21 protein-coding genes and 2 pseudogenes are annotated in these 23,494 nt (G+C 57.0%); 17 read left to right on the plus strand and 6 right to left on the minus strand.

Annotated elements, in window-relative coordinates; all coding sequences use genetic code 11:
- The first annotated feature begins 15 nt into the window (after positions 1-15).
- From arsC to CTR2_RS13590, 3 genes and pseudogenes are all read left to right on the plus strand, one after another.
- A complete protein-coding gene (arsC, locus tag CTR2_RS13580) occupies positions 16-447 on the plus strand; it encodes an arsenate reductase (glutaredoxin) (protein ID WP_087083399.1) in 432 nt (143 codons plus the stop codon).
- A complete protein-coding gene (gene arsH / locus CTR2_RS13585; RefSeq protein WP_087083397.1) occupies positions 434-1,150 on the plus strand; it encodes an arsenical resistance protein ArsH in 717 nt (238 codons plus the stop codon). Before arsC ends, arsH begins: the two co-directional genes overlap by 14 nt.
- 9 nt (positions 1,151-1,159) lie before the next feature.
- A pseudogene (locus tag CTR2_RS13590) lies at positions 1,160-1,540 on the plus strand (MFS transporter); the annotation flags it as partial.
- Positions 1,541-1,613: 73 nt separating this feature from the next.
- Here the strand turns inward: CTR2_RS13590 and CTR2_RS13595 are convergent.
- The 3 genes from CTR2_RS13595 to CTR2_RS13605 are packed head-to-tail and all read right to left on the minus strand — an operon-like array spanning position 1,614 to position 4,322.
- Positions 1,614-1,949, minus strand: a complete 336-nt coding sequence (locus CTR2_RS13595; protein ID WP_011518936.1) for a TraR/DksA family transcriptional regulator — start codon at positions 1,947-1,949, stop codon at positions 1,614-1,616.
- A gap of 16 nt (positions 1,950-1,965) precedes the next feature.
- The gene (locus CTR2_RS13600; RefSeq protein WP_011518937.1) at positions 1,966-2,829 is read right to left on the minus strand and encodes a universal stress protein; all 864 of its coding nucleotides are present in this window, start codon (positions 2,827-2,829) and stop codon (positions 1,966-1,968) included.
- 14 nt (positions 2,830-2,843) lie between these two features.
- A complete protein-coding gene (locus tag CTR2_RS13605) occupies positions 2,844-4,322 on the minus strand; it encodes a SulP family inorganic anion transporter (RefSeq protein WP_011518938.1) in 1,479 nt (492 codons plus the stop codon).
- A 412-nt stretch (positions 4,323-4,734) separates the two neighbouring features.
- Here CTR2_RS13605 and CTR2_RS13610 point away from each other — a divergent pair, with 412 nt between their 5' ends.
- From CTR2_RS13610 to CTR2_RS13640, 7 genes are all read left to right on the plus strand, one after another.
- Positions 4,735-5,295 carry a recombinase family protein gene (locus CTR2_RS13610; protein WP_003055107.1) on the plus strand — a complete coding sequence of 187 codons (561 nt, stop codon included), beginning with the start codon at positions 4,735-4,737 and terminating at the stop codon, positions 5,293-5,295.
- 2 nt (positions 5,296-5,297) lie between these two features.
- Positions 5,298-8,267 carry a Tn3 family transposase gene (locus CTR2_RS13615; protein WP_087083395.1) on the plus strand — a complete coding sequence of 990 codons (2,970 nt, stop codon included), beginning with the start codon at positions 5,298-5,300 and terminating at the stop codon, positions 8,265-8,267.
- Between the two features lie 161 nt (positions 8,268-8,428).
- A complete protein-coding gene (locus tag CTR2_RS13620) occupies positions 8,429-9,262 on the plus strand; it encodes an alpha/beta fold hydrolase (protein WP_087083392.1) in 834 nt (277 codons plus the stop codon).
- 249 nt (positions 9,263-9,511) lie between these two features.
- Positions 9,512-10,501 carry a tripartite tricarboxylate transporter substrate binding protein gene (locus CTR2_RS13625; protein WP_254913346.1) on the plus strand — a complete coding sequence of 330 codons (990 nt, stop codon included), beginning with the start codon at positions 9,512-9,514 and terminating at the stop codon, positions 10,499-10,501.
- Positions 10,502-10,523: 22 nt separating this feature from the next.
- Positions 10,524-11,507, plus strand: coding sequence for a Bug family tripartite tricarboxylate transporter substrate binding protein (locus tag CTR2_RS13630; protein ID WP_087083390.1), 984 nt, complete (start codon positions 10,524-10,526; stop codon positions 11,505-11,507).
- Positions 11,508-11,528: 21 nt separating this feature from the next.
- Complete coding sequence (locus CTR2_RS13635; protein ID WP_087083388.1) at positions 11,529-12,521, plus strand: tripartite tricarboxylate transporter substrate binding protein; 993 nt, start codon at positions 11,529-11,531, stop codon at positions 12,519-12,521.
- A 43-nt stretch (positions 12,522-12,564) separates the two neighbouring features.
- Positions 12,565-13,170, plus strand: coding sequence for a hypothetical protein (locus CTR2_RS13640; RefSeq protein ID WP_087083386.1), 606 nt, complete (start codon positions 12,565-12,567; stop codon positions 13,168-13,170).
- Positions 13,171-13,191: 21 nt separating this feature from the next.
- Here the strand turns inward: CTR2_RS13640 and CTR2_RS13645 are convergent, their stop codons facing one another.
- Positions 13,192-14,091, minus strand: a complete 900-nt coding sequence (locus CTR2_RS13645; protein ID WP_087083384.1) for a LysR family transcriptional regulator — start codon at positions 14,089-14,091, stop codon at positions 13,192-13,194.
- A 123-nt stretch (positions 14,092-14,214) separates the two neighbouring features.
- Here CTR2_RS13645 and CTR2_RS13650 point away from each other — a divergent pair, with 123 nt between their 5' ends.
- The 4 genes from CTR2_RS13650 (at position 14,215) to CTR2_RS13665 (ending at position 17,632) form a co-directional block, all read left to right on the plus strand.
- The gene (locus tag CTR2_RS13650; RefSeq protein WP_087083382.1) at positions 14,215-15,012 is read left to right on the plus strand and encodes an SDR family NAD(P)-dependent oxidoreductase; all 798 of its coding nucleotides are present in this window, start codon (positions 14,215-14,217) and stop codon (positions 15,010-15,012) included.
- A gap of 27 nt (positions 15,013-15,039) precedes the next feature.
- Positions 15,040-16,005: a Bug family tripartite tricarboxylate transporter substrate binding protein gene (locus CTR2_RS13655; RefSeq protein ID WP_087084599.1), complete on the plus strand. Its 966-nt coding sequence runs from the start codon at positions 15,040-15,042 to the stop codon at positions 16,003-16,005.
- Positions 16,002-16,529: a carboxymuconolactone decarboxylase family protein gene (locus tag CTR2_RS13660; protein ID WP_176391647.1), complete on the plus strand. Its 528-nt coding sequence runs from the start codon at positions 16,002-16,004 to the stop codon at positions 16,527-16,529. The genes CTR2_RS13655 and CTR2_RS13660 overlap by 4 nt, the downstream gene beginning before the upstream one ends.
- Positions 16,530-16,729: 200 nt before the next feature.
- Positions 16,730-17,632, plus strand: coding sequence for an amidohydrolase family protein (locus CTR2_RS13665; RefSeq protein ID WP_087083380.1), 903 nt, complete (start codon positions 16,730-16,732; stop codon positions 17,630-17,632).
- 121 nt (positions 17,633-17,753) lie between these two features.
- On the opposite strand, the pseudogene CTR2_RS13670 reads toward CTR2_RS13665, so the two are convergent.
- Positions 17,754-18,008: pseudogene (locus CTR2_RS13670) on the minus strand (IS3 family transposase); the annotation flags it as partial.
- Positions 18,009-18,286: 278 nt separating this feature from the next.
- Here CTR2_RS13670 and CTR2_RS13675 point away from each other — a divergent pair.
- A protein-coding gene (locus tag CTR2_RS13675; RefSeq protein ID WP_140401035.1) for an IS3 family transposase occupies positions 18,287-19,377 on the plus strand; the annotation gives its coding sequence in 2 pieces (ribosomal slippage) (positions 18,287-18,545 and positions 18,545-19,377; 1,092 coding nt in all).
- Between the two features lie 718 nt (positions 19,378-20,095).
- Here CTR2_RS13675 and CTR2_RS13680 read toward each other — a convergent pair.
- The gene (locus CTR2_RS13680; protein WP_087083376.1) at positions 20,096-21,055 is read right to left on the minus strand and encodes a LysR family transcriptional regulator; all 960 of its coding nucleotides are present in this window, start codon (positions 21,053-21,055) and stop codon (positions 20,096-20,098) included.
- Positions 21,056-21,206: 151 nt separating this feature from the next.
- Between CTR2_RS13680 and CTR2_RS13685 the strand changes: the two genes are divergently transcribed.
- Together CTR2_RS13685 and CTR2_RS13690 are read left to right on the plus strand one after the other, a co-directional pair.
- Positions 21,207-22,253 (plus strand): 4-hydroxythreonine-4-phosphate dehydrogenase PdxA, encoded by a 1,047-nt coding sequence (locus CTR2_RS13685; protein WP_087083374.1) that lies wholly within the window; start codon positions 21,207-21,209, stop codon positions 22,251-22,253.
- A 60-nt stretch (positions 22,254-22,313) separates the two neighbouring features.
- A complete protein-coding gene (locus tag CTR2_RS13690; RefSeq protein WP_087083372.1) occupies positions 22,314-23,486 on the plus strand; it encodes an L-rhamnonate dehydratase in 1,173 nt (390 codons plus the stop codon).
- The last annotated feature ends 8 nt before the right edge of the window (positions 23,487-23,494 follow it).

Raw genomic sequence — 23,494 nt, forward strand, 5'->3', positions numbered from 1 at the left:
CGGAAATCTAGCGCTATGAGCGACATCACGATCTACCACAACCCTGCTTGCGGTACCTCTCGCAATGTTCTGGCCCTGATCTGCAACAGCGGGGAAGAGCCCACGGTCATTGAATACCTCAAGACGCCTCCTGATCGCGCCACGCTGGCGGGCCTGATCCAGGCCATGGGCATGCCAGCGCGCGATCTGTTGCGCCAAAAAGGTACGCCGTATGACGAGCTTGGCTTGGGTGCGCCCAAATGGACGGACGAGCAATTGATTGACTTCATGCTCCAGCACCCCATCCTGATCAATCGCCCGATAGTGGTCACCCCTCTGGGAACCCGCTTGTGCCGTCCCTCGGAGGCCGTGCTGGACATCCTGTCAAAGCCTCAGCAGGCCGCATTCTCCAAAGAAGACGGGGAAGCCGTCATTGACTCGAAAGGAAATCGAATTGGCAATCTCTGATCTACCGAACCTCGACGAACAAGTCTTTGAAAAGCCCAGCCTGGAAGGCCTTTTACCCGCACAGCGCGCGACGCATGCGCCTCGCATTCTGCTGCTGTATGGCTCGGTTCGTGACCGTTCCTACAGCCGACTGCTGACCGAAGAGGCGGCGCGCCTGCTGCGCAAGATGGGTGCCGAGACCAGGATCTTCGATCCGCGTGGCCTGCCGCAGCCCGATGGTGCCCCCGACGATCACCCGAAGGTCAAGCAACTGCGTGAGCTGGCTGTGTGGGCCGAGGGGATGGTCTGGACCTCTCCAGAGCGTCATGGTGCCATGAGCAGCATCCTCAAAGCGCAGATAGACTGGATTCCTTTGTCCGCTGGTGCCGTGCGACCGACGCAAGGCAAGACATTGGCGGTGATGCAAGTCTCGGGTGGTTCGCAGTCCTTCAATGCGGTCAACCAGATGCGGGTGCTGGGTCGCTGGATGCGCATGATCACCGTCCCGAATCAGTCGTCCGTTGCCAAGGCATTTTCCGAGTTCGACGAGACTGGCCGGATGAAGCCCTCTTCGTATTACGAACGGGTGGTGGACGTGATGGAAGAGTTGGTCAAGTTCACGCTGCTGACGCGAGACTGTTCGGACTACCTGGTGGATCGCTACAGCGAGCGCCGTGAAAGTGCCGAAGAACTGTCCAAACGGGTCAACCAACGCAGCATTTAAACGATACAGATGGCACTGAGCCGCACGCAAGTCACAGTCATGCTCGGGATTGCCCAGACCCTGTCCTGGGCCTCGTCGTACTACTTGCTCGCGGTGCTGGCCAGGCCAATCAGTCAGTCGACAAGCACCTCGTACTCTCTGGTGTTCGGCGCTTTCTCGGCAGCCTTGCTGGTGGCTGCGGCGGTAGGCCCCATCGCGGGCCGACTGATTGATCGCTTTGGCGGAAGGTCGGTGCTTCTCGCCAGCAATCTGGTTTTTGCCTGTGGCTTGCTGATGTTGAGCCAGGCCACGCAGACACTGCATATCTTCGTGGCGTGGGCGTTCATGGGCGTGGCGATGGGCAGCGGCCTCTACGAAGCCGCGTTTACCAGTGTGGTGCACCTGTATGGGGTCGCCTCAGAAAACGGAAAATAAAGCACGTTAAGGCAAAACGGCTCCGCCGTTGGGCATCAATACGGCTTTGTCATTGACGCGCTGTCGCGCATTCCTGGCAGAACACAACAGCAGGATCGGCGTTCAACAGTTCCGGCTCCAAATCACTGTGACAGGCGCAGCACAGCCCATAGGTGCCAGAGTCGAGGCGGGCCAGCGCAGCTTCGACCTTGCGCTTGCGAATGGTCAGCCGCTCCCGCAATCCTTGGGCAAGAGCCTGTTGTTGGAGGGCGTCGATACGCGACACCCTACCGACACAGGATTGATCCAGCTCGACCGGCGCGGCGGACTGTTGAGCCTGCTGGATTGCCTCAACGGTTTCCCTTTGCTCGATCAGCAGTCGAGCGCGGAACTGTTCCATGTCCATTGAGGCGACTCCTTCGCTATCGCAGTAGAAGCGTGGGGATGGTCGAGGAACGCAGCAGGTCAGCGGTCTTGCTGCCGAACATCAAAGTGCGCAGCGGCGAGTGACCGAATGCGCCCATGATGAGCATGTCGATGGACTGCTCCTTGACCGTCTTGGCGATGATGCTTTCCGCATCGCCGGGGATCAGTGAGGCGGTGACGTCGAAGCCAGCCGATTCCAAGGTGGTCTTGGCCCAATCAAGCTGCTTGGGTGCATCCTGGCTTTTCTTCCCCGACATCAGCAGGATGATAGGCAAACCTCGGAACAGCGGGCTGCCAGCGACCATTTCGACGCCACGCCGGGTCACGACACCGCCGTCGAAGGCGATCATCACGCGCTGCGGCTCTTTGAAGCCTTCGGTCACGGTCAGGATCGGTTTGTGCAGCGAACGTACCACCCGCTCCACATTGCGGCCCAAGTCGCGCTGTGTGGCTTCTGCGGCTTCGCCACGGCGTCCGAGTATCAGCAGGCGCACGCCGTCTTCCTGTTCGGCCAGCGTTGCTTCAAGTTCGCCGTGCCGCTGGCGAACATCGACCAGCGCGGCACCGGCAGCGGTGGCCCGTTCGCGCAGTCGGTTCAGGAAGATGCGGCCTTGCTCGCGAGCATTCTTGGTGCGGGCCTCGTCTTCGGCGGTGAGCTTGGTCAGCAGATTTTCCTGGGCGTCAATGCCGATGGCACCGCTGTGATCTTCGCCCGATCCCTGCTCGGGGTGGCGGTCGATGACGTGCAGAAACTCCAGCGGCGCGTCCATTCGGCGAGCGGCCCATGCGGCGTAGTCGGCCACGTAATCGGCGAAGTGGGATTGATCCACGCAGGCCAGCACTTTGTTTTCGTTCTTCATGATCCTGTTTCCTCTCAGTGGCCCATCAGCATGTCTTCGGCACCGTCTTTGTCATGCACGGCGAACTTGTCCACCATTGTGGCGCTGGCCTCGTTCAAGCCGATGACTTCGACCTCGGTGGCTTCACGGCGGAACTTGATGACCACCTTGTCTAAGGCGCTAACAGCGGTGATGTCCCAGAAGTGGGCGCGACTTACGTCAATGCGCACTTTCTCGATGACTTCCTTGTAGTCGAAGGTATTGATGAAGCGATCCGCCGAGGCAAAGAACACTTGGCCGGTAATGGTGTAGGTGCGCACGCGGCCTTCGTCCTCGGTGCGAGAGGTGACGCGCAGAATCTGGCCCACCTTGTGGGCGAAGAAGAAGCCCGACAGCAGCACTCCGATTAGCACGCCCTTGGCCAAGTCGTGGGTGCCAACCGTCACTACCACGGTGGCCAGCATCACCATGCTGGAACTTTTTGGGTGCTCGCGCAGATTGCGGATCGAGGCCCAGTTGAAGGTGCCGATAGACACCATGATCATCACCGCGACCAGTGCGGCCATCGGAATGCGGGCCACCCAGTCACCGATAAACACCACCATCAGCAGCAGAAACACGCCAGCGGCCAGCGTGGAGAGTCGGCCACGACCGCCGGATTTTACGTTGATGACCGACTGGCCAATCATGGCGCAACCTGCCATGCCGCCGAGGAAGCCGGTAGCAATGTTTGCCACACCTTGACCCACGCATTCGCGGTTCTTGTTGCTGTTGGAGTCGGTCAGGTCATCGACGATGGAAGCCGTCATCATGGATTCCAGCAAGCCGACGACCGCCAAGGTGGCCGAGACAGGGAAGATGATCTTGAGCGTTTCGAGGTTCAGCGGCACATCAGGCAGCAGGAACACCGGCAGACTGTCAGGCAGTTTGCCCATGTCGCCCACAGTGCGAATGTCGAGGCCGAGGAAGATCGCCACTCCGGTCAACACGACGATGGCAACCAGCGGCGACGGCACGGCCTTGGTGATGTAGGGAAAGCCGTAGATGATGCCGAGACCTGCCGCCGTCATGGCATAAACGTGCCACGTCACATTGGTCAGCTCGGGCAACTGCGCCATGAAGATCAGGATGGCCAGCGCATTGACGAAGCCGGTGATGACCGAGCGAGAGACAAAGCGCATCAATGCGCCCAGCTTGAGCCACCCCGCGAGAATTTGCAGTACGCCGGTCAACACGGTGGCAGCCAGCAGATATTGCAGGCCGTGGTCTTTGACCAAGGTCACCATCAGCAGCGCCATTGCACCTGTGGCCGCAGACACCATGCCAGGGCGACCACCGGCAAAGGCAATGATCGCGGCAATGCTGAATGAGGCGTAAAGACCGACCTTCGGATCAACGCCCGCAATGATCGAGAAGGCGATTGCCTCGGGGATGAGCGCTAGCGCGACGACGATGCCCGCTAGTAAGTCGTTTCGGACATTGGAAAGCCAGTCCTGGCGTAAGGATTTCATCATTCTTCTATTCCGTTGTGGTTGCCAGCCAGTGGTGGCAGTTGGGGCGAACGCAAGCGCGTCTTCCCGGCCAGCGGAATAGAGAACGAACCCCGAGTAATCCAGGGCCAGCAAGACGCAGTGAATCGGACGTGCAGCCTCGTGCGAGCGTGGTGTGTATTGAAGCTGGCTCGCAGCGAGAAAGAGGCTTACACGGGTAGGAACTCCGATAGTTGGCTTGCTGATTCTTTGGGAAAAGGCATTTTACCTTCTTTGCGGCGGCGCAACAATAATAATGTCAGTCTGAGCTATACCCTATCCTGATGTCAGGAGAAGCCACCCAGCAACGTCAGAATAGAGTTAACTTTTGTGTTTCTTGACACCTGCGGCGAAAGGTCATAGATTTCTTCCTGACACTTTCGTATTTGGAGGTATCTTGCAGGGTCAACGCATCGGCTACGTCCGGGTCAGCAGCTTCGACCAGAACCCGGAGCGGCAACTGGAGCATGTCGAAGTCGGCAGGGTGTTCACCGACAAGGCGTCGGGCAAGGACACCCAGCGGCCCGAGCTTGATTCGCTGCTGGCCTTCGTGCGCGAAGGCGACACCGTGGTGGTTCACAGCATGGATCGCTTGGCGCGCAACCTCGATGACTTGCGCCGCCTCGTACAAAAGCTGACCAAGCGCGGCGTGCGCATCGAGTTCGTCAAGGAAAGCCTGACCTTCACCGGCGAGGATTCACCGATGGCGAACCTGATGCTGTCGGTCATGGGGGCATTCGCCGAATTCGAGCGGGCCTTGATCCGTGAGCGGCAGCGCGAAGGCATCGCGCTCGCTAAGCAACGCGGAGCCTACCGAGGCCGAAAGAAGTCTCTGAGCGGTGAACAGATTGCTGAACTGAAACGGCGCGTCACGGCGGGCGAGCAAAAAGCGAAGCTGGCCCGTGAATTTGGTGTCAGCCGGGAGACCCTGTATCAATACTTGAAATTGGATCAATAAATATGCCTCGTCGTTCCATACTGTCCGCCGCCGAGCGCGAAAGCCTGTTGGCGTTGCCGGACACCAAGGACGACCTAATTCGACATTACACGTTCAGCGATACCGATCTCTCCATCATCCGCCAGCGGCGCGGGCCTGCGAATCGCTTGGGCTTTGCCGTGCAGCTCTGCTACCTGCGCTTTCCCGGAATCTTCCTTGGTGTCGATCAGGCGCCGTCTTTGCCCCTACTGAAACTGGTCGCCGACCAGCTCAAGGTCGGCGTCGAAAGCTGGGACGACTACGGACAGCGGGAGCAGACCCGGCGCGAGCACCTGGTCGAGCTGCAAACGGTGTTTGGCTTCCAGCCGTTCACCATGAGCCACTACCGGCAGGCCGTGCACACGCTGACCGACCTGGCCATGCAAACCGACAAAGGCATCGTGCTGGCTAGCACCTTGGTTGAGCATCTGCGGCGACAGTCGATCATCCTGCCCGCGCTCAACGCCATCGAGCGCGCTAGCGCCGAGGCCATCACTCGCGCCAACCGGCGCATCTATGATGCCTTGGCCGAACCACTGTCGGACACGCATCGCCGCCGCCTCGACGATCTGCTCAGGCGCCGGGACAACGGCAAAACGACCTGGCTGGCCTGGCTGCGCCAGTCGCCGGTTAAACCGAACTCGCGGCACATGCTGGAACACATCGAACGCCTCAAGGCGTGGCAGGCGCTCGATCTGCCTTCCGGTATCGAGCGGTCGGTGCACCAGAACCGCCTGCTCAAGATCGCCCGTGAGGGTGGCCAGATGACGCCCGCCGACTTAGCCAAGTTCGAGCCGCAACGGCGCTGCGCCACCCTCGTGGCGCTGGCCATCGAGGGCATGGCCACGGTCACCGACGAAATCATCGACTTGCACGACCGCATCCTGGGCAAGCTGTTCAACGCCGCCAAGAACAAGCATCAGCAGCAGTTTCAGGCATCCGGCAAGGCGATCAACGCCAAGGTGCGGCTGTTCGGGCGCATCGGCCAGGCGCTGATCGAGGCCAAGCAAGCTGGCCGCGATCCGTTCGCCGCCATCGAGGCCGTCATGTCCTGGGATGCCTTCGCCGAAAGCGTCACCGAGGCGCAGAAGCTCGCTCAGCCCGATGACTTCGATTTCCTGCACCGCATCGGCGAAAGTTACGCCACCTTGCGCCGCTACGCGCCGGAATTCCTTGCCGTGCTCAAGCTGCGGGCCGCACCCGCCGCCAAGAACGTGCTCGATGCCATCGAGGTACTGCGTGGCATGAACACCGACAACGCCCGCAAAGTGCCTGCCGATGCCCCGACCGACTTCATCAAGCCGCGCTGGCAGAAGCTGGTGATGACTGACGCGGGTATCGACCGGCGCTACTACGAGCTGTGCGCGCTGTCCGAGCTGAAGAACTCGCTGCGCTCGGGCGACATCTGGGTGCAGGGATCGCGCCAGTTCAAGGACTTCGAGGACTACCTGGTGCCGCCCGCGAAGTTCGCCAGCCTCAAGCAGTCCAGCGCATTGCCGCTGGCCGTGGCCACTGACGGCGACCAGTACCTGCACGACCGCCTGACGCTGCTTGAAGCGCAGCTTGCCACGGTCAACCGCATGGCAGCGGCCAACGACCTGCCGAATGCGATCATCACCGAGTCGGGCCTGAAGATCACGCCGCTGGATGCGGCGGTACCCGACACCGCGCAGGCGCTGATCGACCAGACAGCCATGATCCTGCCACACGTCAAGATCACCGAACTGCTGCTCGAAGTCGATGAGTGGACGGGCTTCACCCGCCACTTCACGCACCTGAAATCGGGCGATCTGGCCAAGGACAAAAATCTGCTGTTGACCACCATCCTGGCCGACGCGATCAACCTGGGCCTGACCAAGATGGCCGAGTCCTGCCCCGGCACGACCTACGCCAAGCTCGCCTGGCTACAAGCCTGGCATACCCGCGACGAAACCTATTCGACAGCGCTGGCCGAGTTGGTGAACGCCCAATTCCGGCATCCCTTCGCCGAACACTGGGGCGACGGCACCACGTCATCGTCGGACGGCCAGAACTTCCGAACCGGGAGCAAGGCCGAGAGTACCGGTCACATCAACCCGAAATATGGCAGCAGCCCTGGGCGAACCTTCTACACCCATATATCCGACCAGTACGCGCCGTTCCACACCAAGGTGGTCAATGTCGGCGTGCGCGACTCGACCTATGTACTTGACGGCCTGCTGTACCACGAGTCCGACCTGCGCATCGAGGAACACTACACCGACACGGCAGGCTTCACCGATCACGTCTTTGCCCTGATGCATCTCCTGGGCTTCCGCTTTGCGCCGCGCATCCGTGACCTGGGCGACACCAAGCTGTTCATCCCCAAGGGGGATACCGCCTATGACGCGCTCAAACCGATGATTAGCAGCGACAGGCTGAACATCAAGGCTATTCGTGCCCACTGGGATGAAATTCTGCGGCTGGCGACCTCGATCAAGCAGGGCACGGTGACAGCCTCGCTGATGCTTCGGAAACTCGGCAGCTATCCGCGCCAGAACGGCTTAGCCATCGCCCTGCGCGAGCTGGGGCGCATCGAACGCACGCTGTTCATCCTGGACTGGTTGCAAAGCGTGGAGCTGCGCCGCCGCGTCCACGCTGGACTGAACAAGGGCGAAGCGCGCAACGCGCTGGCCCGCGCCGTATTCTTCAACCGTCTGGGCGAAATCCGCGACCGCAGCTTCGAGCAGCAGCGCTACCGGGCCAGCGGCCTCAACCTGGTGACGGCGGCCGTCGTGTTGTGGAACACGGTCTATCTGGAGCGCGCAGCACATGCGTTGCGTGGCAACGGGCATGCTGTCGATGACGCGCTATTGCAATACCTGTCGCCGCTCGGCTGGGAACACATCAACCTGACCGGCGATTACCTCTGGCGCAGCAGCGCCAAGATCGGCGCGGGCAAGTTCAGGCCGCTACGACCGTTGCAACCGGCTTAGCGTGCTTTATTTTCCGTTTTCTGAGGCGACCCCAAGCAATGAAAGCCTCCGCCGTACTAAGTCCCAAAGTGCCGCCGATGCTCAGTGAAATAGCCAAAAGGCATAGCTGATATAGCCGCTAGAGGCTTTTTGCAGTGCCAGTGGCGTAAGAGACTGGTTCTATGACTAACACAACTAAAGAGACATCACGCCGACTTGTTCGGTACCTCCCACCAAAGAGCAATACGGAAGTTCATATCGAATATGCCGATCAAGGCACTGGTCGAATCATTTGCATTCTTCCTTCCTTGGCTCGATCAGGTCGCGATTACGACGTCGTGGCGGACTACCTGCAGCAAGACGGCTTCCGCGTAATTCGCCCAGAGCCGCGCGGTATCGGGCACAGCCATGGTCCCATGCAGGGCCTCAGCTTGCATGACTTTGCCGCCGATGTGGCCGCTGTCTTAGATCAGGAACGCACCGGCCCTATCCTCATAGTGGGTCATGCCTGGGGCAGCCAACCCGCTCGCATGCTGGCCGCTGATCGACCCGACTTGGTATGCGGCGTCATCATGGCTGCTGCATCTGCGGGCAAGCTTCCGCCTGAGTCGAGCGAAATGCCATACAGCCGTCTGCGCGACGCCATAGATGGAGCAAGTGACTTTAGCCTGTCAGAGGAACAGCGGCTGGACTGCCTGCGCCGAGCCTTCTTTGCCCCTGGTCACGATCCACGCGTCTGGCTAGACGGCTGGAACACTGAGACTCACGAGGCTCAAAGCCATGCTCGACGCAGCACCCCTGTCGATGACTATTTCTCTGCTGGTACCCATGTGCCCATCCTGGATCTACAGGCCGAGCACGATGCGGTAGTGATTCCGAAGGTAATGAAACTCTACCTTGGCGAGCGTGTCACTGAGCAGGTGATTAGTGACGCCGGTCACGCAATGGCACCAGAGCAGCCACGTGCCATGGCCGATGCCATCGCTGCTTTTGCTCATCGCATCTATCAGAAGTAAGCGAGCCCTGCCACAGCGCTCGCCCAGACCGACAGCAATCCGCTTCTTTGCGTTGTTTCTATTTCGATAGCGCGCCTACCAAAAGGGAGCGTAAACACCGCGTGCCCACTGAAACCGAGCATGGTATGGGCGCATGGCCTGCCACGCCTTGTAGGAATCAGCACAGTTCGACCTCCCTGCAGCAAGACAAGACCACGCAAGAGTCAGCTGCAGGGGTTTTGATAGACATAAAAATTACCGGAGACATCAATGAAACATTCCTTCCAACGCACTATTAGAACGTCCCTCAAGGCGGCCACTATGTTTGCGGCCACCCTGGCCATTGGTCTCAACGCGGCCCAGGCAGCGTTCCCTGACAAACCAGTTAAGTTAGTGGTTCCATTCGCACCCGGAGGTGGGGCAGATCTGATCGCGCGAACGCTCGCAGTCGGAATGTCACAAGAACTCGGGCAATCGGTCATCGTTGAAAACAAACCTGGAGCAGGCACCATCATCGGCTCGGAAATGGTTGCCAAGAGTGCTCCGGACGGCTACACGCTACTCGTGTCCTCTATAGCGCACTCGGTCAACCCGAGTCTTATGGAAAAGCTTCCTTACGCTACAGAAAAAGCTTTCACGCCGGTGTCCATGGTGGTGCGCTCCCCAAATGTACTGGTCGTGCGCGCAAGTAGCCCGTACAAGACAGTCAAGGAGATCATTGCGGCAGCCAAAGCAAAGCCCAACCAGCTGACATACGCATCGCCTGGTAACGGGACTTCGTCTCACCTCGCTGCAGCTCTTTTTGCGGATCTGGCTAAGCTACAGATTCAGCACATCACCTACAAAGGATCCTCCCCTGCCCTCACTGATTTGCTGGGCGGGCAGACCGACATCCTGTTCGGCACATCGGGTTCTGTTGGTCCATTCATTGACAGCGGAAAACTAAGAGCGCTAGCGGTGACTTCGGCGACTCGCTCGAGCGCCTACCCGAATGTACCCACCATGGCTGAAGCCGGTGTCGCAGGATATGTATCGGAGGGTTGGTACGGCCTGCATGCTCCCGCCGGCACGCCTGCCGCCATCATTGAACAACTCAATGCCGCGACCCGTAAAGCGGCTCAGAGCGACTTCTTTAAATCGAAGTTGGTTCATGAAGGCATGGTGGCCCAAACGGGCACTCCAACCGAATACGAAGCATTTGTTCGAACTGAGATTGCCCGTTGGTCCAAGCTTGTCAAGGCAGACGTGATCACGAAATAAGAAGCCATAACGGGAGACAAGCATGAACAAAGCAAATACCTCGCTCGCCCTGAGACTTGCTCTAACAAGCGCCTTGTTTGGAATTAGCGCGATAGCTAGTGCGCAAGACTATCCGAGCAAGACCATCCGTATGGTGATTCCCTACACTCCAGGAGGATCCATCGATACCGTTGGCAGACTGGTAGCTGACCAGTTGCAGCGCCAACTCGGTCAGCCGATCGTCATTGAAAACACACCAGGCGCTTCTGGCCTCCTTGGTTCCATGCATGTGAAGAACGCGAAGGCCGATGGCTACACTTTGCTGTTCAACGCCTCCAGCCAGGCATACCTGCCGCTCGTAGTTGCCAAGAAGACCTACGACCCGCAGCGAGACTTCACTCCTGTGGCGCAGATAGGGTACGTGCCGCTAATCGTTGCCGTAAACAACGGGGTTCAAGCCAAAACGATCGAAGAATTCATCAAATTGGCCAAAGCCAACCCTGGGAAATTCACTTGGGCAACTTCAGGCTTAGGTACGACCAGTCACTTGAGTGAAGAAATGCTCAACCGAGCACTTGGTCTGCAAATGGAGATCGTTCCTTACAAGGGCGCTGTGCCTCAATTGACTGACGTGGTTGGTGGCCATGTCTCCGCCGCGATCTCGCCTATGCCCGGGGTCACACCCTTTGTTCAGGCTGGCCGCCTGCGGCCGCTGGCGGTGACTAGCAAAACGCGAGCTCCATCACTGCCAGACGTTCCGGCGCTAGCTGAAAGCACTGTCCCGGGATTCGAGTTGTTGTCTTGGTATGGCGTATGGGGCCCAGCCAACATGCCAGTCGAAGTTACCAACAGACTGAATGCAGAGATCGCCAAGGCCGTCGAAGCACCGTCCTTAAAGACCAAATTTGCCGAGCTGTCATTTGTGCCTACAAAGTCCAGCCCCTCGCAATTTCGGCAGCTGATCGCAGAAGACTTGCTGAAAATCGGCAAAGCGGTCAAGGAAGCTGAGATTCGAATTGACTTCTAACTAGCAGCCAGGAACTCATAAATGTCGCACTCTGTTTTCACACGTCGCCAGGTTCTGCGGACCGGTACAGCTCTTGCCTCGGCTTCGTCACTTATAAGCTTGGAAGCCTGGTCTGCCGACAACTTCCCGACACGCACCATACGTGTGATCGTGCCGTTCGCCCCGGGCGGGGGCACCGATGTCATCGGGCGGGCTTTGCTGGAAGGAATGCAGCGGGAACTTGGAAAAGCCTTGATCATTGACAACAAGCCCGGTGGCGGCACCATCATAGGCACAGACATCGTGGCCAAATCGCCTGCCGACGGCTACACGTTGCTTCTTACGACCTCAGCTATTGCGATCAACGACTCTCTGGTCAAGAAGCTCCCCTACAAGACGCAAAAGGACTTCACTGAAGTGGCACGGGTCTGCAGCGGGCCTAACGTCCTGGTCACCCCCCCCAACAGCCGCTTCAAAAGCGTCGCTGACGTCATTGCTGCCGCGAAAGCAGCCCCCGGAAGGCTGACGTATGCATCGTCGGGCAACGGATCTGCCGTCCACTTGGCTGGCGAACTGTTCAAGACCATGGCTGACGTGGATATCACGCATGTGCCTTACCGAGGAGCTGGCCCTGCTTACACCGACCTGATTGGCGGTCAAGTCGACCTTTTGTTCGGTACGGCGGGTGGAGTGGCAAAAATGGTTGCTAGCGGCACAATGCGACCGCTCGGCATAACCTCTCCAAAACGCAGCGAAGCCTACAAAGGGGTTCCAGCAATTGCAGAGACCCTGCCAGGGTATGAGGCCGATGTCTGGTACGCAGCGTTTGCACCTGCGGGAACGCCAGCACCAGTCATTTCGAAGATTAATGCAGCTCTACGCAAAGTTGCAGAAACAAGCGCTTATCGCGAGCGCCTTGCTCGCGAAGGGTTGACGGTAGCGGTAAATACGCCGGAGCAAATGACCCAGTTCATGCGCGCCGAGGAGGCACGCTGGCGTAAGGTGGTGATCGCTGGCAAAGTCACTATCGACTGAAGCCTCAATCCTTCATCGCTCCGTAAGTCCCCTCCGTGAACATATGTCCAGTGAATTCCTCCCCACAGACATGATTTTGCTGCGCATGAAGGGCGCGCAGCAATCCATGATTTCCGGCCTCGAACTGCACGTGATGGCCAATCCCCTCAATGCAGAGTTGCGGGGCTCAATCGTGCGCAAGGCCTGGGTAGAGCATTCCCAAACTGCTTATGTTTATCTTGCTCTGCCCCACCGTTTGTCTCTCGCGAAGCAAACATTGGATACTCTGACATGCCCATCCATGCCCGGCATAAGCCTATCTGCCAGTCGCATGACTTTGATGGATAGCTTGACCGGAGCTAGCTTGGTAAGACAGGCGTCGTTTCACTACGTTGTGGAAACGACGCCTGAAACGGGCTGGGAGTTGGAGCTTCAGAGATGGTATGTAATGGAACATCTCCCGGGTCTTTCTCGGACTCCTGGATGCGTGCAGGCACAGAGATTCTGGAACCATGACGAAGGACCCCGGTCTTTCGCATGCTACGACCTAGTCGACGAACAAGCTCTGGCTTCACCCGAATGGCTAGCGGTCCGCCAAACTTCCTGGAGTGATCGCGTGCGCCCTCATTTCACCAACACCATTCGGACCATGTTCACCATTCAGTTGTGAATGTGAGCAAGCGCGTATGGCTCAAAGTGAGCGTGCCCCGTTACGGAAATCCAACTCTCGCAGCAGTTTGGCAGTCTCTGCGACCAGACGTGTTGCGGGCCGAGCACGCGGCATTGCGAGGACTAAGAGATTGTGAATGGCTGGCGGTCCAATCGGAGTTGCTTGGATCTCTGACCTTCTACTGCTCAAGCACAGGGCACTGTCTGGAAGAATAGAACAAGCTAGGCCGTCCTCCACCACCGCCAATGCGGTATGCACTGCCCCAACCTCCGCAACGACGTTCAGCACGATGCGGTGGGGCAGAAGCACCGAATCCACCAGACTCCGGATCGGGTTGTGCGACCCTGGCAGCACCAACGGGAAGTCGGCCAACACCTCAAGGCTAACTTGCCTCGGTAATCGGTAGCCTTTCGGCGCAACAAGCACCATCCGCTCGCGCATCAACGGTTCATACGACAGCAGCGGCGTGGGTGCTGGATCAAATAGCAAACCCAGATCGATACGACCTGCTATTAAGCCTTCGCGCAGCGAAAGACTAAGCCCCTCGACTACGGACAACAATGCATTCGGCAAACGACGCCGAAATTCCCGAATCAGGGGGACCCCCAAGCCCATGGCCACTCGATTAGGCAAGCCAACGACGATTCGTCCAACGGGTTCTGAATGCATCTCCTTAAGGTCCGACAGTGCTTGGCTGGCCGCATTGAGCATGACGCGCGCATGAGCGAGCAGCGCATGACCGGCAGCTGTCGCAGTGACCCCCCTCCCGGTGCGTTCCAACAAACGTTGTCCAAGCTCCTCTTCCAGCAAGGCTATCTGCCGACTGACACTGGGTTGCGCAAGGTTGAGGGTCGCTGCGGCACGGCTGAAACTACCTTGCTCAGCAACAGCGACGAAGTATTCAAGCTGCCGCAGATCCATAGGAAATAGACATAGCTGATATAGGAGCTATCGAGTTTAACTTACCCACTCGAAAGCGCAAACTGATTTCCATGCAGCATCCGCAACAACGGTTGCTCAGCTAATTCAATGACAGGAGCAAGCATGAGAAGGTTCGAATCCAAAATCGCCATCGTAACGGGCGCCGGTTGCGTCGGAGCAGGCTGGGGCAACGGTCGTGCAATGGCCGTTCGCCTCGCCGAGGAAGGCGCCAAAGTACTGGCTGTCGATCGCGACCAGGATCGATTGAATGAAACGCTATCTCTAGCGGGCGATGCAGCCTCTTCCATCACGACCTGCATCTGTGATGTGACCAGTTCTGCAAGCGTACAAGCCATGGTCGAAGCATGTCTGTCGACTTATGGTGCCCCGGACATCTTGATCAACAACGTAGGCGGCTCCGCTGCAGGAGGGCCAGTGCAGTTGAGCGAGGAAGCCTGGGACAGTCAGATTGACATCAACCTCAAAAGCGTCTTCCTGACCTGCAAATATGTGCTGCCACACATGGTGGAGCACAAACGCGGCGCCATTGTCAATGTGGCGTCCACATCAGGCCTTCGCTGGACTGGCAGCGCTCAGGTTGCTTACGCCGCAAGCAAAGCCGGCGTGATCCATCTTTCTCGCGTAGTTGCCGTTCAGCATGCTCCGGATGGGATCCGCGTGAATACGGTAGTCCCAGGTCAGTTGCACACCCCTATGGTTGAGGTGCGCCTAGCCAAGCAGCGCACGGGAGGCGATGTGGAGTCTTTGCTGGCATCACGTGTCAAGCGTATTCCTCTTGGCTTCATGGGTGACGGTCGCGATACGGCAAGTGCTGCACTCTATCTCGCTAGTGACGAAGCACAGTTCATTACAGGAACGGAACTGGTCGTGGATGGTGGCATGACTGCTCGCTGCGACTGAGCAATGCCAGTGCAAGGAGACATATTCGTGAACAAAAGACACATCCTCATCGCGGCGGCAGCGCTCTCGCTGGCACCTATCAGTTATGCGCAGTCCAGTGGAAAACCCGTGCGCATCATCACCTCTTTCAGCGCAGGGGGTCCTGTCGATTTTGTTGCGCGTACCCTGGCTGATCAGCTAGGACGCGAACTCAAACGCTCAGTGATCGTGGAGAACAAGCCTGGTGCAAATGGTGCATTAGGCGCAATGGAGACTCTGCGAGGAGAAGCCGATGGGACATCTATATGGATCACCAGTGTGGGGGCCGCAGCAATCAACCCGTCATTGCAGGAAAAGGCGCCCTACAACACACAGCGCGACTTTGCACCAGTTTCCCTAGTGGCAAACAACGTAGAAGTGTTGGTGGTCAGCTCTAAGGACCCCGCAAAGGATGCAGCGGAGTTCGTAAAAAATGCGAAGGGCATTAAGGAGTCAACACCCATGGCTTCCTCAGGATCCGGCAGCATCCCTCACCTGGCTCTTATCCAGTTGGAAGAGTCCACAGGGGCGAAGTTCCTGCATGTCCCTTACAAAGGAATGGCACCAGCGATGACCGACATCATGGGTGGACAGGTAAAGGGCGTTTTTGCAGACGTCGCAGCCATCATGCCCCACGTCCAAGGGGGACGTCTGAAAGCCATCGGGCTAGCAGCACAGAAGCGACATCCTTCGCTTCCAAACGTGAAAACGTTCGAAGAACAAGGTATCAAGGCTGTCGACACCAATAACTGGTATGCCTTGTTCGTGTCCGCAAAGACCTCTCCCGCCGTCGTCGAGCAACTGAACAAAGCGGTGCGTGCCGCGATCGCGAATCCAGATGTCAGTGCTAGGTTGTTGCAAGGGGGCGCAGAACCGAAATCTTCTACCTCCCAGGAACTAGCCGCTCTGCTGAAGGCGGATACGGATAAATGGGGCGCCATCATCAAGTCCCGCAACATCAAGGCAGATCAATGACAACCTCTCATATTCGCGTGCCCCTGGTGGTACCAGGCTCGAAACCTGAACTAGCTGAGGTAGAAGCACGCATACAGTCCGAACGTGGCCGCATATCACTGCTGTATCAGGCATTGCTCAACAGCGCACCGATTGCTGCGGGATGGGAGGCTATGTTGACCGCCGTGCGCAATCGAACAGGGATTGCGGCAGACCTGCGCGAGATGATCATTCTTCGAGTTGCCGTTTTGAACGATGCAGCCTTCGAGTTCGACGCACATATCCCCCACGCACTCAAAGCCGGCTTTCCGCAGTACAAGATTGACGCGCTCAAAAGTACGACTCCAGAAGGAGTCTTCACTGAGCAAGAGCTGTTGCTACTGGAACTCACCGACCGCATGACACGCGATGTCAAAGTGCCAGAAGAATTGATGGAGCGCATCAACGCACTCCACGATCCTCAGACGGTGGTTGAACTTGTGGCGACAGTAGCGGCCTACAACATGGTGTCTCGCTTCCTGGTGGCACTCAACATCTCGCATTGAAGCACGCAAGCACCCTCAACCAGAGCGAGCCAGCCGTCGCAAGCTCGATCGCTGCTCCTCCAATGGGGTAGTGCTTGGAGCCGCCTACATGCCTGCCCTATGAGCTCGCTAATGGCCTAACACTACCGAGGTTCAAAGCTTCATGGTGTACCAATTGACGCCTAAGCGCTCCCCCCCTGCTCAACTCACCATTGACCTGTATGTCTGCCCTGACCTCCGACTTTGCTCTCCCTGTACGTACCTACCTGGAACACCCGACGGCACCAAAGTTGCGCCTGCCCCCACAGGCATGCGATAGCCATGTCCATGTTTTAGGACCTGTTGCCCGATTCCCCTACAACCCCCAGCGTCGGGCTACTCCAGTTGAGGCGCCTAAGGAGACGTTGTTTGCCTTGCATCGTCAAATGGGCATCGAACGTTGTGTCATCGTTCAGTCGATCACACACGGCACGGACAACCGGGTTGTTGAGGATGCAATTGCTGCTGGAGGGGGGCGTTACCTCGGTGTTGCACTGGTTGATCCAGACATCCCCGACACCGAGCTTCAACGCCTCGCACAGGTGGGCTTTCGCGGCGTGCGCTTTAACTTCATGAGACATATCGACGGGGGGGTTACCGTCGACAAAGTCTTAGCGCTTACGCCACGCCTTGCCGCTGTGGGGATGCATTTGCAGGTGCATTTTGAAAGCGAACTGATTCATGAACTTGCCGAGCCCCTGCAGCGCAGCCATGTACCGGTAGTGATTGATCATATGGGACGCGTGGACGCTACGCGCGGGGCTAGCCATGCTGATTTTCAAGCACTTCTCAAACTGCTAGACAATAGCCAGTTCTATGTGAAAGTAAGTGGAATTGACCGTATTGATGCCAATGCACCTCCGCAGCAACGCTACCGCAACGGAATAGCACTGGCACGCATACTTGTAGAGCGCTTTCCAGAGCGCTGTGTTTGGGGGACAGACTGGCCCCACCCCAATCACACGCACATTCCCGACGATGGAGTACTAGTTGATGCACTGTCTGAAATAGCTAACAGCTCCAATCTTCTTGAACACCTACTTGTCAAGAATCCGCAGGCGCTTTATCGATTTCAGGCGCATTGAGCATCTCCTTCTTGTGGTTCCTGGACGTGAGTTAGCTTTTAACCTTTCCAGAGTATCTTGGCGCGCTTTTTTAGGAGGTTGCATTTCCCGCTCTCACCTCTAAGCTCGGCGTTTTGGGATCGGCCCTCATCGTTGCAGCAATACAGCGATCATGGGCGAGGTAATGAGCAATAGCCACCTGCCTTTGCTGCAGCGAATATTTCGGTGCTCTTGGAGCTTGGCTTGCTGGCAAATCCTGATGCTTCAGGTAGTGCTGATACCAGCCTTTCAATGCGTTCTTGGTTGGGTACCCCAACTGGCGAATCGTGGCTCTGACACGCAAGCCAAGCTTGATGTAAAGCTCAACTGCACGAATCCTGTCTGCGTATGAGTACATGAACTACCTCCTGGTAGTCCAAGTTTTTGTCCGCACCCCCACCGGGGGCTAGTGGGTCAATACTGGGTGGAAATCAACACTCAGCCATCTATGTGTGCCCAAGGGCGTTCAGAGGCATGAGAATAAACGCTAGATATGCACTCGTCAAACAGTGTTGACAGTTGGCTAATCTCGATCGGTGTGATCAATCAGATCAAAAGCACCAGTAAAGCCGACGTCCCCCCGGATTTGAGTAGCGTCTGACTCTGGAGTCCAATCCCGAAGACAGGAGATTGGACGTGAAAAAGAGATTTACAGAAGAACAGATCATTGGCTTCCTGCGAGAAGCGGAGTCTGGACTGCCAGTGGCAGAGCTGTGCCGTCGGCACGGTTTCTCTGAGGCTAGTTACTACCTCTGGCGTAACAAGTTCGGCGGCATGAGCGTCTCGGACGCGAAACGGCTCAAGGAGCTAGAGCTTGAAAATGCACGTCTTAAGCGGCTGCTGGCCGAGTCCATGCTGGAGAACGAGGTGACGAAAGAAGCCTTGAGAAAAAAGTGGTGAGCGCACCTGCACGGCGCGAGCTGGTGCGCCACATGATGGGCTGCGGGCTCAGCGAACGCCGCTCACTGCTCGTGATCGGCATGAGCGCCAGCGCCTACCGTTACAAGCCCGCTGAAGACCGAAACGGTGCCTTGAAGGACAAGATCATCGCTCTGGCACAACGCCATCGCCGTTACGGCGCCGGCATGATCTATCTCAAGCTCAGGCAAGCTGGTGAGATCGTCAACCACAAACGGGTGGAGCGCTTGTATGCCGAGGCTGGTTTGCAAGTAAGGAAACGCAAGCGCAAGAAGATCCCGCAGGCTGATCGCCACCCGCTACAGCGTCCGGTAACAGCCAACCAAGTGTGGTCGATGGATTTTGTCTTTGACCGCACGGCAGAAGGACGCAGCATCAAGAGCCTGACGGTAGTCGATGATTCGACCCACGAGGCGGTAGCCATCGTGGCCGAGCGAGCAATGGGTGGCAACCAGTTGGTGCGCGTCCTGGATCAACTCGCCATCACAAGGGGACTGCCCAAAGCGATCCGAACTGACAACGGCAAGGAGTTCTGCAGTCGAGCCATGCTGAACTGGGCCCACGCCAGGGGTGTTCAGTTGTTTCTCATCGAGCCTGGCAAGCCCAACCAGAACGCCTACATCGAATCGTTCAACGGCCGCTTCAGAGAGGAATGCCTGAACGAACATTGGTTCACCAGCTTGGCACATGCCCGCGTGATCGTCGAGGCTTGGCGCCGGGAATACAACGAGGAGCGGCCGAAGAAGGTCCTTGGCGGACTGACGCCGGCAGCTTATGCCCAAAGGCTGATGCACAACCCGTTAAATTAATCCCCGGACTCCAAAGCCCAGTGCTACTGAAAATGGGGGGACGTCGAAGCTTAACGAAGCAGCACAGCATCATAGAGATACTGTGATTTCGTCTAGCAGCAGTCGATAGACTTCTATACACCAACACATTCTTTTAGTTCCGTTTAGAGTGGCTCACGCCATTTTTATGGGCTCTTGAAAATACTATTGAAAGATCTATTTAACCAATCTTAGAAATATTTCGACTGTTAAGGCATTTAATACCTTGAAGTAGAAAGTCTGCCTAGAGTAATAATATACTAAATAACATTAAATCTATTAAAAATCTAATATGGTGAAGTGCAGTTTTAAAAATTTTCAAGATTCGATAAGAAGAATAGATAACAAAAAAGAATAGATTAAATTTTCCCAGTTTTTCCATTTGCGGAAAATATTACCACATGTACGAAGCAAGAAATCAACTTAAAATATTTAAGGAAAGCTCAGTAGATCATCCTATCGTTGAGCGAAAATTGGTTATCAATCAGTCTGCGGTGATTTTATGCTTCAGCTTAAAAACTGAGTGTTTCTGATTTGTTTTCGATAGAGGCACCTACTATCGATGTAAAGAGCATTACTAAGAGCCATGCATAAATAGAATTTACATAGAATATATTCTGAAAATAAAATATGACAAAAGACCTCTCCGAAAAATTTACCTCGCCGTACACAAAAATTTTCAATGATCTTAACTAATTTATTATACATTGCTGTCAAACTGATTTTTTTGCATCTGGAGTAAATCTATAAACCTAGCTGCAGAAATACTGACCGGCCTGTCTCTTTTAATTATCGTTCCAAACAATGCCAATTCGTGTTTCATTCTGTATGGAATAATTCTAAGAATTCCTGCAGATTCATATTGTTCCGCAATAGTCTTGGAAATCACAGCAACTAAATTTGACTTTTTTATGAGGTTTGTTGTTGTCAAAACCGATGGTGTCTCAATCAATGGCGACGGTAACGCTGAATGATTAGCACTAAATTCCTGCTCGACGACATCGCGCATGGGACTTCCCTTCGGCTGCAGAACCCAGGGGTACCCGAGCAAACTATGAAAACTAATATTCGAAAATTCTGCAAGTGGATGGTGAGGACCTACCACTATACTGAGCTCTTCTGCTGCCATCGGTTGAAATATGCAGTTAGAGTGGTCATCTATTGGCAACCTACCAATCGCCAAGTCAATTAATCCATCATTTAAATACTCCATCAATTTATTACTTGTTCCGACTTCTATTATTATGGAAAGCCGCGGATACTCTTCTTTGATTTTCAGTATGGCATTCGTCAAATGCTCTGGGGATGCGGCCATGATGCTTCCCACCCGCAGCAATAGCGGTCCACCGCGTTGAATCTCTCGCACTTCAGCAGCCATGGCCTCTAATGTTCCTCGAACACCGCGAAAGTAGGAGGTCACGCACTTACCGACCTCCGTCATCTTCAGCCGGCGCCCCATCCGTACAAACAGTGGGTGACCCATGGCCGTTTCGAGTTCATGCAACATCTTGGTGGCGGCTGGCTGTGTCATGCCAAGCTCAGCTGCGGCTCCACGCAGAGTCCCCTGCTCCGCGATCGTCAAAAGCAATACCAATTGACGCATTCGAAGGCGGTTTAGCAGCTGCGCAGGTGGAGTTGGCGAGAAAGTACTTGATTCCATTTTTGCAATCAACTATTGCCATTTTTTCAGTAGTTTGGAATCAGTGTAGTCCGTAAGATTGATCACATACATAGGGTTTTTAGCGCCAGATACCGAGAAAACGCCTGAAGACAGGCTACCTACAACGAGACAACCTACTCATGGAGACGATATGAAGCAGAACCTAGCCGTTGTCGCGCTGACCCTTGGCGATCCTGCTGGCATCGGCGCCGAACTCGTTGCTCGCCTCCTTTCCAAACCCGAAGCCACACAGCATGCCAACCTCGTGCTGATCGGAGACCCCTGGCTGTGGGAAAAAGGCCAGCGCGTAGCCGGCGTACGGGTTGCCACCGTGCCCGCAGAGAACCTTGCCGAAGTGCGTCATCGCTACGACGCTAGCTTGCCCGCCTTCATCGCCATGGAGACAGTGTCGCCCAGCGATGTGGTGCAAGGCCAAGTCGGCGCAGCGGGAGGGAAGTCGGTATTGCAGGTGCTCAACCGCTGCATGGATGCGGCGCTGGCGGGCGATATCGATGCCATATGCTTTGCACCCCTGAACAAGCAGGCCATGAAGATGGGCGGACTGCACCACGAGGACGAGCTGCACCACTTCGCCGAGTACCTGGGGGCCCAGGGCTACTTCTGCGAATTCAACACGCTGGGCGAGCTGTGGACCTCACGCATCTCCTCGCATGTACCGCTCAAGGATGTGGCCAGCTACCTGAGCGTGGAGCGCATCACTCAGGCGGCCGAGCTGATCTACAACGCCCTGCGAGCCAGCGGCGTGGCCGCGCCCAAGGTGGCGATTGCAGGCTTCAACCCGCACAACGGCGACGGCGGCACCTGCGGCCGCGAGGAAATCGACATCATCGCGCCCGCAGTCCAGGCCCTGCAGGCGCGCGACTGGCCCAGCGATGCGCCGTTCCACGGCCCGTTCCCGGCCGACACCATCTTCCTCAAGGCGCAGGCCGGCGAGTACCAGGCCATCGTGACCATGTACCACGACCAGGGCCAGATCGCCATCAAGCTGCTGGGCTTCTCGCGCGGGGTGACGGTGCAGGGCGGTCTGCCGATTCCCATCACCACGCCGGCCCATGGCACGGCCTACGACATCGCAGGCCAGGGCAAGGCCAATGTGGAGGCCACCTGGCAGGCGCTGCAGATTGCCGCGCGCATGGGGGCTGCCCACCGCGATCGCCAGGCTGCCCCAGCCCTCTGAGCCCGTTTTCTTGGCGGCCTGGGCCGCCTGTCCTACTCACTCTTTTCTTCCGAGGTCTGTATGAAGATCAAGTCCGTCCGCGCCCGTGTCTATGAATGGAAGGGCAAGACCGTTCCGCCCCAGGGAAACTTCTGCTCCAACGCCATGGATCTGGTGTACTCCAACACCGAGTCCATGAGCACCTTCCGCTTCCATTCGTGGACCGTGGTCGAGATCGAAACCGATGACGGCATCATCGGTCTGGGCAATGTGGCCCTGGCACCAAGAATAGCCAAGGCCATCATCGACGAGTACCTGGCGCCCCTGGTCATCGGTCAGGACCCCTGGGACTACGAATACCTGTGGCAGCGCATGTACCGCGCCACCCATGCCTGGGGCCGCAAGGGCGTGACCATGGCCGCCATCTCGGCCGTGGACCTGGCCATCTGGGACATTCTGGGCAAGAGCGTGAACAAGCCCGTGTTCAAGCTGCTGGGCGGGCGCACCAAGGAAAAGATTCCCTGCTACTACAGCAAGCTCTACCGTACCGACTTGAAGGAGATGCAGGACGAGGCACAGAAATTCCTGGATCAGGGCTTCAAGGCCTTCAAGATGCGCTTTGGCTACGGGCCCGCCCATCTGCAAGAAGGTGTGAAGGAGAACCTCAAGTCCGTCGAAGCCATCCGTGAAGTGATCGGCTACGACACCGACCTGATGCTGGAGTGCTACATGGGCTGGAACCTGGAATACGCCAAGCGCATGCTGCCCAAGCTGGCGAAGTTCGAGCCGCGCTGGCTGGAAGAGCCCGTGATCGCCGACGACATCGACGGCTACGCCGAGCTCAACGCCATGAACATCGTTCCCATCTCGGGCGGCGAGCACGAGTTCAGCCTCTACGGCTTCAAGCAGCTGCTCGACAAGAAGGCCGTCTCCGTCGTGCAGTACGACACCAATCGCGTGGGCGGCATCACGGCGGCGCACAAGATCAATGCCCTGTGCGAAGCCTATTCCGTGCCCGTGATCCCGCACGCCGGCCAGATGCACAACTACCACCTGACCATGAGCACCCTGGCCTCGCCCATGGCCGAGTATTTCCCCATCTTCGATGTGGAAGTGGGCAACGAGCTGTTCTGGTACATCTTCGACGGCGAACCGGTGGCCGACAACGGCTTCCTGCAGCTGCGCGACGACGTGCCGGGCCTGGGCCTCACGCTCAAGACCGAGTACCTCGACCAGTTCCATATCATCGAGTAAGGAGCCGC

It is taken from the genome of Comamonas thiooxydans (genome assembly GCF_002157685.2).
Lineage (GTDB): Bacteria > Pseudomonadota > Gammaproteobacteria > Burkholderiales > Burkholderiaceae_C > Comamonas > Comamonas testosteroni_H.